Source organism: uncultured Nostoc sp. (assembly GCF_964245445.1).
Lineage (GTDB): Bacteria > Cyanobacteriota > Cyanobacteriia > Cyanobacteriales > Nostocaceae > Nostoc.
Genome location: NZ_CAXTNE010000053.1, coordinates 17,074 through 33,268, shown reverse-complemented (window position 1 = coordinate 33,268; position 16,195 = coordinate 17,074). Strand labels below are relative to the sequence as shown.

The window sequence follows — 16,195 nt, the reverse complement described above, 5'->3', positions numbered from 1 at the left end:
TTGGCGATTTCAACGGCGATGGTAAGACCGACATCTACTGGCGCGATCAGACAGCCGGTGCAGACAACATTTGGACTATAAATGAGACGACAGCCGTTGAGACTCCCATCAGCGACGCAGATAAGCTTGGCCCACAGTGGTATACGTTCTAAAATCAGAATTCAGAATTCTGAATTCTGAATTCAGGAAGTAGGAGGCAGGAGTCATTATTCTCCCCCTGCTTCCCCTGCTTCTTTCCCAGTCCCCAGTCCCCTTTATTCAAAATTTATAACTCAAAACCTGAATCACGCTATTTTCCGGCAAATCTTTAGGGCTAATGGAAATACTATCTCCATCGCTACGCCGCACTGTCATACCTTGCATCAAGGCCAGAAAATTATCGAGTGGTGAAATATCGCACTTAGCAGTATCAGCACCCTGTGTCCGGTAATGGGTTGGAATCACCAACTTAGGATTTAAGATTTGCACAGCTTGCTTTGCTTCCTCAGCATTGTAGGCTTTTGCACTGCCTCCCACCGGAATAAATGCTACATCGGGACGCCCCATCAGGATTTTTTGCTCAATGGAAATGGGTGCAGCAGCTCCACCTAAGTGTAGGATATTAATTCCGCCTTGCTTCCAACTCCAAGCGGTGTTTGAACCAAACTGTCTACCACCTTTGCGATCGTGGTCTATGGCAATTCCTTGGAACTTAATGCCTTTGAACTCATAAACTCCTGGTTCGTAGATGAGTTTTGCATTTCCTGGTAATACGTCCACAGCACCTTCATCCAGCAATTGACTGCTAATCAGTACTAAATCTGCTGCAACTTTTGGTTGACGATACCCAGCAGTACAACCGGCCGTCCGAAATGGATTGACAAGAATTTTCGCACCGCCACCAGTAAAAAGAAAGCAAGTATGACCCAACCACTGAACTAATAAACCGCTAGATTGTGCGTCAGCTTCAGATTCAGAACCCAAGTTAGTAACCAAAGCTGTGACTAACCCCGCCCCAGCATAGCCCATCAACTGTCGTCGTTTCATTAATTATGCTCTCGACTGTAACTGTTCCAGAAAATTTCGCAATAACTGTTTTCCTGAAGATGTCAGGACACTCTCTGGGTGAAACTGGACGCCCTGAATATGAGGATACTTCCGGTGTCGCACTCCCATAATGGTGTTATCTTCAACCCAAGCGGTGATTTCTAACACATCTGGGCAAGTCTCACGTTCTATCACCAAACTATGATACCTGGTGGCGGTTAAAGGATTTTCTAATCCCTGAAAAACCCCCACCCCAGTGTGAGACACCTGAGAGGTTTTGCCATGCATCAACTCTGGAGCAGGAATTATTTTACCACCGAACACTTGACCGATGCTTTGATGTCCTAAACAAACACCCAAAATTGGCAACTCTTGCCCTAGCTGTTCAATCAATTCTAAAGAAATACCGGCATCTTCTGGGCGACCAGGTCCAGGAGAAATAACCACGGCTTCTGGCTTTAATGCCTGAATTTCATCTATGGATATCTTATCGTTACGAAAAACTTTAATATCATCTGCCACTGGGAATTCTACTGCCAATTCTCCCAGATACTGCACTAAATTATATGTAAAACTGTCGTAATTATCGATAACTATAATCAAAGCTCATAACTCCTGGTTTTTACCACTCATCAGTTACAAAAAGCATAGACAAATATCTCATGCAATTTGTTCGCTATATCTAAAAATAACGCTGACGTGGACGGCTAAAAATTACCAAGTAACCCTTTATCTAGGATGCTTGGCCCGATCGCCTCACTTTTGAATTGCTTATAATGTGTTCTCTAGGTGATCAAACAAAGTGCGATCCTCTTATCGGCTCACTTGGCGATGCCTGGGTTGGGCTACGCCGGAGCAAATCACGTATACAAAGCCAATATAATTAACTTTACCAGAGGAGGGAGCAATAGCGTACCAGCTACCAGCACCGCTACCAAAGCAGAAACAAGCACTGCACCAGCCGCACAATCTTTAGCAATTTTTGCCAAATCATGGTATGTCTGCTTAACGGTTAAGTCTACAAGAGACTCGATCGCTGTATTTAGTAACTCTAATGCCAAAACTAAACCACTAGTTACACCAATTACCGCTATTTCTACCGCTTGCAGATGTAGAAAAACGCTTAAAGCGATAGCCATTGCGCAAACACTGACGTGGATGCGAAAATTACGTTGAGTTTGAAAACTATAGCTGATTCCAGCCCAGGCATATTTAAAACTAACAAATAAATTAGAGGCTACTTTCCAGGAGAATTCCCGTTCGTTAGACACCAGTGTTTGTAACGAGGTAGGCGTTGGTGATGGAGAAATTTTTTGGGACATAGACTTAAAAACACAAGAACAGAGTTGCTACAGTGGGAATATTCGCCGATCTTAATGGCAGAATTAACTTTGAGGCAATCTTTAGGCAATTTTCCACAGAAGTATTATAAAAGTATTACCCAAAATTAACACTATAGAAATACACGAAATACTGCTATTCCATGTCAATAGCAATACCTATTGCATTCAGCAATCTCACTTGCTGTTCTAACATTCGCCCCAAACTTTCCTCATCAGGATGATCCCAGCCTAAGAGATGTAGCAAACCGTGACTAGCTAACCAGGCTAGCTCAGTTGGTAAGCTATGTTCCTGCTGTTGAGCTTGACGTTGTGCTGTATCTACAGACACGATGATATCACCTAAGTATAATGGTACAGAAGCAAGCATCTCTTTGCTTTGAGGAAAATCCACCTCCAAAGTAGCAAAGGCTAAAACGTCTGTGGGTTTATTTTGTTGACGATATTGGGTATTTAGTTCTTGAATTTGCGAATCATCTGTCAAACGCAGCCCTATCTCATAACTTGGCGCTGGCGGAATATGAGGATGAAGGATTTCCAACCAGTGATTAAACCAATTTTCCCAAGTTTCAGGAGTAATTCGGGGATCAGTATCATCAATTTTTACAGATGTTGTCGGGGACAACTCGTAAAAATCATCCTCTACGTATAGTTCAACGCTCAGGGGCACACAGTCTCCTAGTCTGAGGTTTACGGTTTTTCGCTAGTGAGTTAGGTAAGCAAGACCAATAAGGAGAGATAAAAGCCCTACGGCAGTCAACGCAAAATGCTTCAGGGAAGTTCCACCCTTCCGCACCATGTTTCGCATGGCGAGTTTTACGTAGCTAGGTTGAGGTTCTGTTGAAGGAGTGTTGCTCATAGTTATTTGTCCACAGACTCTTTTATAACTGTAACAGTTGGTCTTGGATAGAATGGCGATTGCCTGTATATTGCTTAGAAATTTCTCTGAAAACGCCCTAATAAGAAGGAATGGTATGCGATGTCTACAACGGGCTACGCCTACGCGCTAATCTTAGAAAAATAAATAACAAGTGCTAAGTAATATTAAAATTAATTACTTAGCACTTGCAAACAATCCCAAATTATGCAGAAATATTTTCTACTAATTTATTTTCTTGGCGCAGATAAGCTTGAATGAATGTATCAAGTTCGCCATTCATCACATCGCCAATCGCTGTTGTTTCTGTATTTGTACGCAAATCCTTCACCATCTGGTAAGGATGAAACACATAGTTACGGATTTGGTTTCCCCAAGAGGCTTCCACCATATCGCCACGAATTTCGGCAATTTCTTGGGCGCGTTGCTCCTTGGCGATGACTAACAGCTTTGCTTTAAGACGATTTAGGGCTTTTTCTTTATTTTGCAGCTGCGATCGCTCTTCTGTACAGCGCACGGCAAGACCAGTAGGAATGTGAACAATCCGCACAGCAGTTTCTACTTTGTTGACGTTTTGCCCACCTTTACCACCAGAACGAGTTGTGGTGATTTCCAAATCTTTATCTGGAATATCCAATTGCACAGAGTTATCAATCTGCGGCATCACTTCCACCCCTGCAAAACTGGTTTGTCGTTTGCCGTTGGCATTAAAAGGTGAAATCCGCACTAAGCGATGTGTACCCATCTCTGATCGCAAGTAACCATAAGCATAGCGACCAGTAATTTCTAGGGTTGCCGATTTAATTCCGGCTTCATCACCCGCCGACTCTTCAGCTAAAGTTACCTTATAGCCGTGAGCTTCGCCCCAACGGGTGTACATCCGCATCAGCATAAATGCCCAGTCTTGAGCATCTGTGCCACCAGCACCAGCACTAATCGTCAGTACAGCACCTTCTGTATCATAGGGACCAGAAAGTAACTGTTGTAACTCCCACTGATCCAGGTCACGATTCAGCTTGGTGATGGTAGATTCTGCTTCTTGGAGTAGTGCCTCATCAGTTTCTAACTCCAACAACTCAACAACTGCCTTAGTATCTTCTAGATTGGCGTGCCAGCGATCATATTGCTGGAGGTGGGCTTTCAGGTCGTTGAGTTCTTGCAGCGTTTGTTGGGCTTGGGTTTGGTCATCCCAAAATTGTGGCTGTGCTGATATTTTTTCGAGGTCTTGAATTTTGGCTGTCAGTGCAGGTACGTCAAAGATAGTGCTGGGTTTTACCCAGGCGGCCAGACAACGTTTCGATTTCGCGTTTGAGTTCTAAAACTTCCATAGTACTTGCTGAATGATAGATAGAGCGCTTGGGAATGGAAAATTGCTCTTTATTCTACTGACATTTATTAATTTTAGCTGTAGTTGGGCAAATTTTTTCTGCACTACTTATATAAGTTACAAAAGTTACTTGAAATTCTCAAGGGCTTCTTTATATTTGATGCTCAAGGTACTTTTGATATTGTAGAGCTAGTCTTTGAGCCAGCTACCCGTTTTGATTTTTGTGTTTTTAGAGATTTACTTTACTTAGCACTACGAGGAAGTGGTAGAACTATTTCTATCTACTTTTCTCAGTGCCATTCGGCTAAAGTTCGTTATTATATCTTGTAATATATAGCGTAACTCAAGCTAATTAATGATGGAATACCCTGATTTTTCTAGTCACGGCTACCAAATTGAACGGGAATTAGGTCACAATCTGACAGGAGGACGGATTACCTATCGGGCGAAAGATATAAAAACAGGTCAAACTGTGGTGATTAAGCAATTTCAGTTTGCTCAACCGATGGGAAACTGGACAGACTATGATGCTATCCATCAAGAAATTAGAGTATTGCAGAAGCTTAATCATCCGAATATCCCTTGCTATTTGAATTCTTTCGATACTTCGACAGGTTTTTGTTTGGTGCAAGAATATAAAAATGCTCACTCACTCGCGGTATCTGGTTATTCGACTCCTAAAGATATTCAGCAAATTGCTGTTAAGTGTTTAGAAATATTAATCTATTTACAACAGCAACAACCACTTGTTATCCATCGAGATATTAAACCTGAAAATATCCTAGTAGGTCAAGATAAAAAAGTTTATTTAGTCGATTTTGGCTTGGCTAAACTTGAAGAAGGAGAAATATCCAGTACGATCGCTAAAGGAACGCTCGGTTTCATGCCTCCTGAACAGATTCATAGTCGTCAATTAACAAAAGCATCCGATTTGTATAGTTTAGGAGCAACTTTAATCTGTCTTTTAACGAGGACAAAATCAGTTAATATTGGGGATTTAATTGATGAGAACGAGCGGATTAATTTTAAAAAAAAGTTACCTAAATTACCTCGTTCTTTTGTTCTTTGGTTACAAAAAATGGTAGAACGAAAGCTAGATAAACGCTTTGTTGATGCGGAGGAGGCACTTAAAGCATTAAATTTAGGTAAAAATGCTAATAATAATAGGGCTAAGATTTTTACATTCAATCCTAAATTAGTTAAATTTTCTGCGGTAGGCTTATTAAGCCTTTGTTTGTTAACCTTAGTTGTCTATCAAGGTAATAAGTGGGGAGAACAACTGTATATTTTAGCTGAACAGCATCGACAAACGGAATTAACAAAACAGGAAGAAGCTCAGAAAGTACCTCAGAAAGAGGCTGTTATTCAGCTACAAGAAAATAAAGCTTGTGTTGGCTGTAATTTATCAGGTGTAAATTTAGAAGGTTTATTTCTTGAAAATGTAAACTTACAACAAGCCAACTTACAAAGGGCTAATTTATCAGGAACTAAACTGAAAGGAGCTAACTTAAGTTTTGCTAAATTACAGAATGCTCAATTAGAAGATGCTGATTTAGATGGTATTAACCTAGAAAATGCCAATCTAGAAGGTGCTAATCTAGAAGGTGCTTCACTTATAGATGCTAATCTAAAAAATACCAATTTAAAAAATGCATATTTTAGTCAAGCCCGTTTATGGGGAACTAATCTAGACGGTGCTAAGACACTAGGTGCTAAATTTGATGGCTCATCTAGATAATTTTCATACTCTCGTTAATACAATTAAAAATCGAATAAAACGATGAAAAAACCGTGATTGTCGAAAATTTAACCACGGTTTTTACTATATAAAACTTTACTTTTGTTAGTGCCTACAGGCAATTAATCGCGGCCATTGATGGCAATTAGCAACCGCAAGATAAAGACAAACAAGTTGATGTAAGTAAGGTACATCGACAAAGCAGCAGGCAGATATTGGTCATCGCTGTAAGTGCGGGGCAAGATGTAGAAATCAACAACAGAAACCCCAACAAACAAAAACACCCCCAAACCAGAAATGGCAATTTCTAACCAATTTGGCGTGTAAATACCAAACATGGCAAAGCCGAATTGGGCTAAACACACAACCACTAAGGCGATAACGCCGAGATTGATGGTTTTCGTCAAAGCCATGCCGTCTTGTTCAGAGAGATTTGAACCAATTTGACGGGCAGCAACAAAGGTGACACCACAACCAAGGGCAGCCAAGCCAATGCCTTGAATGCCAACACCTTGGGATCTCAAGGCGACAAATACTAAGCCACTAAGAGTATATCCAGACAAAAGGCTGTAGGTTGCTAACAGAGGTAGTGCAAGTCCCTTATTACCTTTTTGGGCAACATTTTGGGCAACAAAGAACAAAATTAACTCCAAAATCACCGCACCAATGAAGGTGGGAAAGAATATTTCGGGATTAGTACGGATAACTCCCAAACCGCCGTAGGTTCCTAATGCTGTTAGCACTAATCCACCACCGACGTAGGGGAGGGCGTTGGCAATCACATTTGGACCAACGAGGGCGTGAGATTTAGCCTCACGGATAGCTTCACGAAAATTACTGGTATTGCTCATATTGAAAAACTGTTTTTTAGGAAAACGTTCTGCTTATTCCTATTCTTACCAATCTTTGGGGTTAACAGCCAAGGATTTAATATCGTTGCCAAATCTGAAGAGCGGTTTTGTTGTTAAAAGTTAGAGTCGTCAGTTTCTAAGGATTCCAGAGGATCTTTAGTACTGACAGCATATTCTTTAGCCTTGATTGCAAAGGGAAAAGGTAACGGTAGAATAACGTCATTTGCAAAATAAGGCCAGCGACTTCTGAGAGAGTGGACAAAATGAGCTAGCTTGTCGCCCTTAATTTGTGGGTGATGAATCAGGGCGATTTCTAAGATTCTGGCTTTTCCAGCTTGCCTGCTGCCATTGTCAAGACGAGACTGCCATGAGCGTAATATGTGCTTTTCAGTATTTAAAGGTTTTCTAACGCTCAGGTAGAGCGATCGCTCCCCATGATCACACACACCCTGCCATCGGTAAACACCACTGGTTCGACTACCGGGAGAATCTTTAACAATAGCAACTGGTACTTCACCATTCTCTGCAACTCGTAAGCGTACAATCCAGAGGCGATTGATTTCTTCTTGTGAAAGGTGCTGTTTCAGCGTTTGTAGTAGGTCATTAGTTAGTAGATTTTGGTTTTGTAACCAGTTCAGCATTTTGCGGGCATTTTGTGCATCTGCCATGAATAGCACACGCGGGGATTTTTTATTAGTAATTGGAGTATTTAAGCAATCTTGCAAACATTCAGTAACAAATTTATTGATTAATCTTTGTTCTTTTGTTTGCTCGTTGCGCTTTTGTTCCTCGTCAAGTTCTTCATTACTTTCATCATCAGAGTTAGAATCCCAATCTTCATATGAAAGATGTGCAAGTCCAACAGGATAGGATACCCAACCTTGTTTATTAAATAAATCAGGTGTTGTTAACTCTACTTTTGCTGTAAGTGGATTAACTCTGATCATCAAAACAACAGTTTTAGGAATGTTTTCAGCATTTGTTTTGCGAGTGCGGCGTAGAATATAAAAGCACGTTAACCAAATATCAGAATCAATCCCATCTTTTTCAAGATTAATTAAAGGAGTATCAGGTAAAATTCCAAATTGTCTTAGTAAGTCTGATACTGCTCGTTTCACTGGTTCTAAACCAGATTTTTTCAGCTTTTCCGGGTCTGCTTTAGTGGTTATTCGGTGGATGTGTTGATTGAGATAGCCTGCTTTCATTGCCCCAATTCGCCACGCAACTTTGGGATCAGCTTCTGATCTGAACGGTTTAGGTCTAATTTCGATTAAAGCACCACTTAGTTCTTTAGTTTGGGGTAGAAATGCAGTAACCTTGTTAATGCGCTCTGCTAATAAATCAGGGCGTTGCTGTTGATAAGTTTTCCTAACTTCCGAGAAATATTTAATTTCCAAGTCTTGTGTTAGGTCACTAACGTGTTGAGTCTTGATACACAGGGAACCGTAAAACCCTTGATATATATTTTCTACTTTTGTAGGTGATAAACACAGTAACTGGCAAATTTCAGTAATCAGTGCATCACGACATTGTGGAGTTTCCCATAAAATAAGTATGGTGCGAAGAGGATTTTCAGCTTCACGAAAAACTGCTGGTGCTGCTAATTTTGGTCGCAGCATTGGAGTGTGTGAATGATTTGGGTCGTCAGATTTCTTTGCTTTTTTAGGTTTCTTAGATTGGTTTTCTTCGTCAGCAAGCAGAGGAACAATTTTCTTTTTGGGTTTTTCTGAAGGCCAGAAAATAAAAACGTTACCTGTTACCCTCTCAGCCTCACTCACTCTTTGAACAGGGAGACGTGCTTCAATAGCTTGATCTAAACTAGCCAAATCCTGTAGACTGACACCAGAGTAGCAGGGTGGATCTCCTAATTTAGAAGTGTAGGCGATCGCAGCTTGGATACCACTAGGAATTGTGTTGATACCTGACCAGTTGTGATTTGGGTTAGAAACGAAATTATTTGCCTCAGGAAGTTGAGAGTCATTGAGAGAAAAAAGATTGCTGATGGCTTGAGGCCATTTCAGTTCCTTTCCATAACGGTTGATCGTCAGTGGAATAAAGCAAAAGGCTTGGCGTTGACCATCTAACCACCGACGGTTATCACCAATATGAGCTTTTACGCCTGGATAAGGTACATAATTCAAAGGTTTAGTTAGCCACCGTCGAATTGATAAATGATGATAAACAATCGGTTTTTCGCGCCAGGGAACTGTTTGCAATACAAATTCAAGGACAAATGAGATATATGCTGTTTCTGTTGTTTCCTTTCCTTTAGTTACCGTAACTTCACTGGGAGGCCATGACATCAGCTCAGCGCCTTGGAGGCTGACCACTCGGTAAAAGGTCAGTTCATACTGCTCATCAACACCAAAGGAAACTGTTGGTTTTTGGAGAAACTTCTCGGCAAGGTAATCTGGAATTGCTTGGTAAAGGTTGCTTGTTTCGATTTTGTTTTGAGGATGGAGTAACTCATAGGTTTGTGAATTTTCCCATTGCCAATCATCATTATTCAGAATTGTAAGCTGTGACTCGACATCCTCTAAGCAACTAAATTCTTCTATCAACCAATCTTTGATCAAATTACCTAAGTCAGAAATATCTGTGGTTCCTGTTGCTAACAGCCAAGGGACATTGCCTTTTTGCCAGCCATTACGCACAGTCTTGATAATTTGGGGAAAACTACCAACTATCAGTGGATCAAGGGAATAAACTGGTACAGCCCGATAACTTTTACCTTGGAGTTTGGCACGCTGTTGAGCAAGGTTGTTGGTGACTTGTCGCCATGTAGTAGGGACATAGATTGCAGAAAGTTTGCATGTTGGATTCGTTGCAGTAAGTTCCCAAGCACCAGGAAGAATAATTTGAGTCATAGTTTAAGTTTCTTTCTCTCATTTGTTTCAACGCATTTAAAAAAGCTCCATAGAGCGATCGCGCCAACATATCCTCGCCTTCGATATATGGTTCCAGCACCTTGATGATGGCAACCAAAAGTGAAGTGCTTTCGCTGTCTTGTTCACCAATGGCTGAATTTGGGGCAAATTTCACATCGAGAAAATGGACTACTGCTGGTACACCACCACGCACCAAACGCCCGATGATTTGCCAGATACTGACTAACTGAGTCCAGCAAAGTACTGAGCGTTCGTCTTGTGTTAGTTGCTTAAAAGCCCACGCTGTGTAGTTCAAATTGACCATCTCGGCAGCAGCATTCTGGTAGAAGATATCTGCAACTTGAGTTAGGGTTAGGTTTCCCAAAGTTGATTGAGCTTCTTCGTAAAGAGTGGAGTCTTTTTCGTGCTTCAGCGCCCAAGCGTTAAGTTGCTGAACAGTAGATTGCCAGTTATCAGGTATTGGCATAGGTCTGTTGAGAAAGAGTACTGCACCGAATGCAGCTTTACCTTGAGCATTCAAGATGTTGTGACCCCGCTCTAGAGCCATCAAAGGAGCAACTACAATCTGGGTGGGTAAATGTTGTAAATTCCGAATTTCACTGCGAGGAATACCATGAAGATGAGCGGGAGCATTGTCACGCCGGAGGGTAGCAATACCATCATCATTGATGTTTACGTCGAAACGGTAGCGTGATTGTAAGATAGACGTGACCCATTTGGATTCATCGTAGCTACCCACGACAATCAAGATGCGATCGCGATCGCTCCACCATTCAGGTTGCTGTTGTTTTCGCTGTGCTAAATCCTGAAATACCCCATCTAGAAAACTCTCCCCACCTCTTACCGAGTAGCACATAGCCTCCACCATTTCTTTAGCAGCAAGTTTGCGTTTTGCAGGTGGTAATCCTGATAAAGCAATATAGTTTGCTTGCCGATTCTGTTTGGGACTAAAGAAAAACTGACTTTCAGCTATACCTGCCTCGCCAGTTCTAGGTTGCAACAATACAGTAGGTTTTATGTTGATGTGATAGGCTGCCGAACCCGGAGCATAGCTAGTACCTGATATCAGAACAGTATGCGGGCCATCCCAATCATCAACTGCAAACAGTTTTGGGAAATTTAACAGTAACGCACGACCTACACCTACATAGCGGAAATAGTCTAACTTGCCAGCTTTTTTAGCACTACGTTCTTGCTTATACAAAAAACCTAAAATATTTCCCACTGGCGATTCTGGTAAAACTGGGAGAAAGTCATCCGGTGGGCGATGTAAAAGGTCTTGGCTTGAGTCGTGCAAGTTAATTACTCGACCGAGGTCGCTCAGATTATCAACTATAAAACCCAGCCGATTGTCGAGTATGGTGACTAAAATCGCAAACTGGAGATTTCGGGTTAGTTCCTCAAATTGAGTCTCATCTGGTAGGGAAAGATTATGGATTTCTATCCATCTTTTGCACCAAGGAGCAATTTCAGCTAAGGCTTGACGGTTATCTTCCGCAGTTAGTATTGTCAACGCCAAATCTGAAAGTTCACCTCCAAGACCACGGTTGAGTGGATGTTGCAAAAATCCATCTAGTTTGTCCATCATTTGTTTGCGACGGCGACGTTGCTCTGTGGGAGCCAAGTCTGCTTCAATGATACGTTTACGCCGTTCTTCCATGATTTGTTGGCGAGTTAGTTTCGGTTTCGCTGAGACAGGAATCTCAGGCGGATCAACTAGGTCACGGATAATCCGAGCAAATAGAGAACGACCTGTAAAAGGAAGTGGCCCCAACCACGCAACCAATTTTGAGTGGGTGAGGAGTAGGTGATAGATACGGTTAGTAGCATTTTGGGTATGGTAATGTGCGCTTGTCCAAGCAACAAAGCGATCGCCTGCCATATCACCGCGATCGGAATTGTAAATTGTCGCCAGGTTAAGTCCGAGTTTATTTAAAAAAGAGTTTCCAGAAGCATCGACTAAGACTTCATCAGGGGCAAACTCTTCATCAAACAGAATCTGCACACGATCAGCTTCGTCAACGAATAGATATTTACATTCAAGGTAAACAGCCTCAGCAAAGGTCAAGTCTTGTTCAAATCCCTGGCGGGGTACACGAGTATGAATGAAACTAGCAGGGGTGAAAATCCATACTGAAGCTGTAGCAATATCGTGTTCTAAATGGTGACGTGGACATTTGTAATAAAAGGGACAAGTGTATTTTTCATCACTTTCCTGCCAGTCTTCATCATCAGAATCATCATTATCAGCTACAAGAACTTTTTGATAAAGCTTGTGACAAGGTTCATTGCCAAATTCCCACTTATCTTCTGATTGCACTAAAGCTAAAAGTGGGCAGACTGGACTAAACCAACGCCATGCAGGGTGCATTCCTCCCTTAGTAATTTCCTTACCCTCACTTTTGAGAATTGATTCGTAGACTTTTGCAAGTTGCTCTTGGCGTTTACTACCCAACACTGGTGCAGCAGGAATTCCTAATTTGTGGCAGAACAAGGAAGCGAGACGCACTGCTGTAACAACATCATTCACCATCAACCCACAGCGATCTCCCTGTTTAGCAAAGTGGTAAATCAGAATTTCCAACAGAGTAGACTTGCCCACATTCAAAAGCCCGACAATGTGGATAAGACCCTCTAAAGTTAGCTGATTACCGTGCTGGAAATTATCTGATTCAGCATCGTATAGCTGGAAGAGGATATTTTCCAAGCGGTTACGATAATTTTCTTGTTGCCCAAACTGGGACAATTTATCGTCCATTTCTTGGGCAGCTAGTATTAATTTTTCGCGGGTAACGCTACACCGTGGATTCTGCTTAGTCCGTGTGCAACGAAGGGTTACTACAGACGAAGGTGCTATGTTAGCAACTTCCTTGGAAATATCAATAGGAACCTCAACTGGAGAGTTACCTTTTTGGGAAATCTTGGCATACCATCGCCCCTCATTTACTAATTTGACTTTTTGTTGTCTATGCTGTGGAGTTTTTAATAAGGTTGGAAGATATATCTTCTCTAAACGAGTTGGGTAGGTACTGGATGGAATAGGTTGAGGAACATTCCTTGCCTCCTCAAGGCTGTAGATTCTAATAATTTCAGGTAAGTTGATGTACTCCTGAAGAACTCGTAGCCATTGTCTACCTTTACGCTTAATCAAATAGAAACGAGCATTTTGTATAAGTTGCCATTTGCGATCGCTTTGTAGTTGTTCAACTGGAAAGCGATATCCTTTCAGCAAAGCTTCCACAGAAGTTGCAGGTTCTTCAGGTATTACTTCCTTAAGTAGGGTTAATCCCAATTCCACATCAGCAATGAGTTGGGCAAGACGCTTAAGTTCTCGCTGTTGTACCTTAGTATCTGCATTAACTAAACTAGATACTATATGCTGTTGTAATTCATCCGAATTGCGGAGTTTTTTACACAGATCCTTGCGCCAGCTAATGGTGTCACGCATTATTTTTTCTTCCCTAAAATTGTTTGAGCCTGAGTGATGATTTCGCTAAATAAGCGCAAGCGCACCCCTTCAAGCTCAGGTTCTAGTTGTTCGCGCACTACCTTTATCCGCAAATAGTCTTCGCGTTCATCTGGAAAAACTACAAAGGTTTCCGTTGCATCACGCCGATACTGCACCTTTCGCAAACGTTCTTCATCCACGGATGACCAATCTTTAAAATCAATTGCCCAGCGAACTTTGCGCGGGAACTCTACGAGTAAGTCAAATTCATCGACAAAAGGCCAGAGAGTAACGCGCAAACCCAATTTTGTAAGTTCTTCTTGAAGTTGAATTTCCCAAATTCCTGGAAGCGTACCGTACAAATGTACGCCAGGGGTAACAGCTTTCCAGTCTGCTGCTTCTTCTTTAGAAATAGGTGGTAATGGTTGAAAGTTGCTGGTTGCACAAAGTCTTTCACACCAAGGGGTACGGCAGGTATATGTACCATCAGGGCGTTGGCGTTGCACATACTTGCAGCGCGGACACAGATGATAGACTCTATCCTCTGCCAACTTATCCATATCGACATAGATTTCTAACCGTGACAATAACTCACGCAGTGGTTTGAGTTCTGGTAAACGTAGCTCTTGGCGATATTCTGAGTAATGAAGAGTGGGTTTAGAAATGATTAGTAGTCGAAAAGCGCGATAGGCATCTTCTAGCTGATTTCCCCGACAGTATTCCAGTACATCTTTCAGTACTGACTCTTGTACCTGCGCCACCACATCATTACCCGAAACTTGCCATTCTCTTGCCAAATCGGAAACTACTCCGTCTTCTATAACGCTGACATCTGGCGAAAGATATTTAATCTCTTGGGCTGGTTTCCAGGAAGTAATTGATGTTTGCGCCCAATCAAAAAATTGAGGTAGGTTCTCTGGGGCTTGTTCTCCCTGTAGTAACGAAGTTAAGTACATACGGGACATGCCAACGCGAAGGGCTTCTGGTACTTGACTTCGCTTTTCTAGCTCAAGTTTTTCCCACTGCACCACGCCAGTAGCCAGATACCGCAGAGTATCGGTCACAGATAGCTGTAAGAAGGGTTTTTCTGGTTCAGATGTGAGAAGGCGAAGACTGCGGGCGCTGTGGTCATCCCATTCCACATTGATACCGCGCATAGTTTGCAACCAGCGTTGAACTGTTGCTTTCTGGCGTGGTTGCATTCCGAGTTCTTGACACAACTCTTCTAGAGTTGGCCCTTGTTTATGGATACTAAACCATTGCTGAAGTGCATCGAGAATTTTTTGTCGGTGTTTGGTGATTTTCATTGTTCACCCTCCTGTTTAGCAGAAGTGTGACACCCACCAAACTTGCGTGTCAACAAACTGTTTCTATGTTTCCACTAAGTTTCCGAAGTTTCAATTTTACTATAAATGGAAATGTCCCTCAACACCCAACTAAGTACAAATTCCCGTAAAAATGAGTCGGAATTCTGTTTTTTATAGCTTGGGTTCTGTTCCTCAACCCAACTTGCAATTTGGATTTTCGACCTTTATTAATGACGGTGCGTACTAAGAGATAAAATTGCCCAGCTTTTCCGCAATTAATTCAGTGCCAATCCAGGTTGCGCTCAGTATGACAGATGGCTATTAGGTTAGTGATGCATTTTTCAGCATAAATAGCTAGTTTTTGTTGCAAAAGCTAAAGATTATGTGCCATTCAAGAGCTATGTAAAAAACAAACATAACCTGCAACAGAGAGGTTAGAAAAATCATGCGTACAAATACTGAACTGTAGAGTGCGACGCCTCACAAGTTCAGTGAAACGACGATGGCTTATTCTGCCCTAACTAAGGAAAATAATGACAGCTTAAAAGAAAATATACGCAACTCTATTTTCCCAGGAATAGGAGTTACAACAAAGGAATGTATATGGCAACAAGTGAGTCCTCTTTACGAACTGATGGTATAGAATTATTACACTTGTACCACCAGAATCCATCTATTAAACTTCGTAATAAACTTGTACAGTTACATACTGGCTTAGTACGTAAGATGGCCCATAAATTTAGCCATCAATGTAATGAACCTTATGAAGATTTAGAACAAATCGGTTATTTTGGTTTGATTAGGGCAATTGAGCGTTTCGACCCTAGCCAAGGATATGCTTTTAGTTCCTTTGCTGTGCCATACATTCGCGGTGAGATGCTGCACTTTTTGCGCGATCGCAGTACTCTATTAAAAATTCCCCGTCGTTGGCAAGAATTATATAATGAAGGGCAAAAGATTCGCAAGGACTTGGCAATGTCTTTAGGTCGCCAGCCCAAGGATGCTGAAATTGCCAGCCACCTCCGGGTATCTGTGCAAGAATGGCAAGAAACCAAATTAGCTGCTCAAAATCGGATGCCTTTGAGTTTAGATGCAACCGCAGTTAACTACGTTGATTGCCAAATAACCTTGGGTGAAGCACTTCCTTGTCCTCGTTCTCATGTTCTTCTGCAACAAGAAGAAGAACGCCAACAACTCCAAGGTGCAATCAATATGTTGGAAGAAAAGCCCCGGATGGCAGTTGAAATGGTATTTTTGAAGGAACTTTCTCGCAAGGATGCTGCTAAAAACATTGGTACTAGTCCAATGACAGTAACGCGGTATCTGCAAAAGGGAATCCAAGATTTGATTTGCTATTTGCAACCACAGGTAATGCCAACTGGATCGTAGTCGT

General features: G+C 41.8%; 12 protein-coding genes and 1 pseudogene. 3 read left to right on the top strand and 10 right to left on the bottom strand.

The genetic code is table 11. The features are described from left to right. A pseudogene (locus ACFE90_RS12085) lies at positions 1-152 on the top strand (VCBS repeat-containing protein); the annotation flags it as partial. A gap of 106 nt (positions 153-258) precedes the next feature. On the opposite strand, the gene ACFE90_RS12080 reads toward ACFE90_RS12085, so the two are convergent. The 6 genes from ACFE90_RS12080 to prfB form a co-directional block, all read right to left on the bottom strand. Continuing rightward, positions 259-1,026, bottom strand: a complete 768-nt coding sequence (locus ACFE90_RS12080; protein ID WP_375500744.1) for an MBL fold metallo-hydrolase — start codon at positions 1,024-1,026, stop codon at positions 259-261. A gap of 3 nt (positions 1,027-1,029) precedes the next feature. Further along, positions 1,030-1,629 carry an anthranilate synthase component II gene (locus ACFE90_RS12075; RefSeq protein ID WP_375500742.1) on the bottom strand — a complete coding sequence of 200 codons (600 nt, stop codon included), beginning with the start codon at positions 1,627-1,629 and terminating at the stop codon, positions 1,030-1,032. Between the two features lie 257 nt (positions 1,630-1,886). Next, entirely contained in the window at positions 1,887-2,348 is a 462-nt protein-coding gene (locus ACFE90_RS12070; RefSeq protein WP_375500740.1) for a diacylglycerol kinase family protein, read from the bottom strand. 154 nt (positions 2,349-2,502) lie between these two features. After that, the gene (ybeY, locus tag ACFE90_RS12065) at positions 2,503-3,030 is read right to left on the bottom strand and encodes an rRNA maturation RNase YbeY (RefSeq protein ID WP_375500752.1); all 528 of its coding nucleotides are present in this window, start codon (positions 3,028-3,030) and stop codon (positions 2,503-2,505) included. Positions 3,031-3,069: 39 nt separating this feature from the next. Then, positions 3,070-3,225: a DUF3285 domain-containing protein gene (locus ACFE90_RS12060; protein WP_229454657.1), complete on the bottom strand. Its 156-nt coding sequence runs from the start codon at positions 3,223-3,225 to the stop codon at positions 3,070-3,072. Positions 3,226-3,448: 223 nt separating this feature from the next. Then, positions 3,449-4,571 (bottom strand): peptide chain release factor 2 gene (gene prfB / locus ACFE90_RS12055; protein WP_375500738.1). Its coding sequence is split into 2 segments (ribosomal slippage): positions 3,449-4,498 and positions 4,500-4,571, totalling 1,122 coding nucleotides; the frame shifts between segments, so codons are not numbered across the junction. Between the two features lie 354 nt (positions 4,572-4,925). On the opposite strand from prfB, the gene ACFE90_RS12050 reads away from it, so the two are divergent. Further along, entirely contained in the window at positions 4,926-6,308 is a 1,383-nt protein-coding gene (locus ACFE90_RS12050) for a pentapeptide repeat-containing protein (protein WP_375500736.1), read from the top strand. A 122-nt stretch (positions 6,309-6,430) separates the two neighbouring features. On the opposite strand, the gene ACFE90_RS12045 is transcribed toward ACFE90_RS12050, so the two are convergent. From ACFE90_RS12045 to ACFE90_RS12030, 4 genes are all read right to left on the bottom strand, one after another. Beyond that, positions 6,431-7,159, bottom strand: a complete 729-nt coding sequence (locus ACFE90_RS12045; RefSeq protein WP_375500734.1) for a Bax inhibitor-1 family protein — start codon at positions 7,157-7,159, stop codon at positions 6,431-6,433. A 113-nt stretch (positions 7,160-7,272) separates the two neighbouring features. Next, complete coding sequence (locus ACFE90_RS12040; RefSeq protein WP_375500750.1) at positions 7,273-9,957, bottom strand: pPIWI_RE module domain-containing protein; 2,685 nt, start codon at positions 9,955-9,957, stop codon at positions 7,273-7,275. Beyond that, on the bottom strand, positions 9,887-13,495 hold the full coding sequence (locus tag ACFE90_RS12035) for a hypothetical protein (RefSeq protein ID WP_375500732.1): 3,609 nt from the start codon (positions 13,493-13,495) through the stop codon (positions 9,887-9,889). Before ACFE90_RS12035 ends, ACFE90_RS12040 begins: the two co-directional genes overlap by 71 nt. Beyond that, the gene (locus tag ACFE90_RS12030; protein ID WP_375500730.1) at positions 13,495-14,802 is read right to left on the bottom strand and encodes a Fis family transcriptional regulator; all 1,308 of its coding nucleotides are present in this window, start codon (positions 14,800-14,802) and stop codon (positions 13,495-13,497) included. Before ACFE90_RS12030 ends, ACFE90_RS12035 begins: the two co-directional genes overlap by 1 nt. Positions 14,803-15,405: 603 nt before the next feature. On the opposite strand from ACFE90_RS12030, the gene ACFE90_RS12025 reads away from it, so the two are divergent. Continuing rightward, the gene (locus ACFE90_RS12025; protein WP_094329630.1) at positions 15,406-16,191 is read left to right on the top strand and encodes an RNA polymerase sigma factor SigF; all 786 of its coding nucleotides are present in this window, start codon (positions 15,406-15,408) and stop codon (positions 16,189-16,191) included. Positions 16,192-16,195 lie beyond the last annotated feature (4 nt).

Excerpts from the sequence above, each read along its gene's own strand:
- ACFE90_RS12080 (WP_375500744.1), bottom strand. The coding sequence starts at position 1,026 with ATGAAACGACGACAGTTGATGGGCTATGCTGGGGCGGGGTTAGTCACA.
- ACFE90_RS12070 (WP_375500740.1), bottom strand. The coding sequence starts at position 2,348 with ATGTCCCAAAAAATTTCTCCATCACCAACGCCTACCTCGTTACAAACA.
- ACFE90_RS12060 (WP_229454657.1), bottom strand. The coding sequence starts at position 3,225 with ATGAGCAACACTCCTTCAACAGAACCTCAACCTAGCTACGTAAAACTC.
- ACFE90_RS12050 (WP_375500736.1), top strand. The coding sequence starts at position 4,926 with ATGATGGAATACCCTGATTTTTCTAGTCACGGCTACCAAATTGAACGG.
- ACFE90_RS12045 (WP_375500734.1), bottom strand. The coding sequence starts at position 7,159 with ATGAGCAATACCAGTAATTTTCGTGAAGCTATCCGTGAGGCTAAATCT.
- ACFE90_RS12035 (WP_375500732.1), bottom strand. The coding sequence starts at position 13,495 with ATGCGTGACACCATTAGCTGGCGCAAGGATCTGTGTAAAAAACTCCGC.
- ACFE90_RS12030 (WP_375500730.1), bottom strand. The coding sequence starts at position 14,802 with ATGAAAATCACCAAACACCGACAAAAAATTCTCGATGCACTTCAGCAA.
- ACFE90_RS12025 (WP_094329630.1), top strand. The coding sequence starts at position 15,406 with ATGGCAACAAGTGAGTCCTCTTTACGAACTGATGGTATAGAATTATTA.